The 960-nt window shown below is 48.2% G+C and carries 1 protein-coding gene; it reads right to left on the bottom strand.

From position 1 onward, the window contains the following. The coding region (locus GRP75_RS27975; RefSeq protein ID WP_160791006.1) for an extracellular solute-binding protein at positions 1-960 on the bottom strand (960 nt) is incomplete at both ends.

Genomic DNA, 960 nt, shown 5'->3' with positions numbered 1-960 from the left:
CCTCTGGCTTGAAGGCTGGCTTACCGTTAACCATGTCCCACAGCTTGCCCTGCTCCCCCAGATACAGATCACGGTTTCCTTCCTCGCTAATCAGATAAGTCAGAAATTCAATAGCCCGCTCCTTGTCTTTGACATCCTTCGAAATAAGCGTCACCGTCCAGCCGGAAATACCCGGCCCAGCCAGCGTCGGCGGGTCCAGCTTACTGTTCGAAGGTCCATCCACCGCGATATAGACGGAGTTCGGGTCCTTCGCATATAACATTACCTGTTGTGTGGCAAAGTCAGAGCGCTGATATAACATGGCAAAATATCGGCCCTGTGCCACCTTTTCCTCCATTTGCGGACGTTTGTCGATAAATACGTCCTTGGCGATCAGGCCCTGCTCATTTGCTTGACGGAATGTTTTGAGCCAGCGAATATACTCTTCGTCCGAACGACGATCGTATAGCTTGCCGTCTTTTTCATGAGGAATGGCTAGGAAGTTAAGTAAATAGTCTTCAAAAGAATAATTTCCGTTATCCGTAAATTCGTGGAATCCCATCGGGATAAGAGGCTGACCGTTCACCTCTGGAAATTTCTCTTTCACTTTTTGAAGCGCTTTCAAAAATCCTTCCGGTGTTCTCATATCCGGCTTGCCGATCGCCTCGTACATATCCTTCCGAACCATAAACGTCTGGTTGGAAACAAAATTTTGGCCGTATTTTTGATAATCCTGTGGCGAAGAAGAAGCGTTAGGATACCCGTAAACATTCCCGTCCGTTTGGCGATACCAGGACATTTTCGCCGGATCAGCTATTTTAATCAGATACGGATCGTATTTCTCGGCCAGCTTGTTGAGCGGAAGCACCATCTTGCCCTCAATCATTTTTTTGACCGCGTCCTCTCCCCAACCAAGTGTGACAAAATCAGGCAGCTTGCCGGAGGCCAGCATGGTGTTGAGCTTTTCATTTTCATTCCCTG

Source organism: Paenibacillus sp. OT2-17, from assembly GCF_009827695.1.
Taxonomy (GTDB): Bacteria; Bacillota; Bacilli; order Paenibacillales; family Paenibacillaceae; genus Paenibacillus; species Paenibacillus polymyxa_B.
This window is presented reverse-complemented; position numbering and strand designations above follow the sequence as displayed.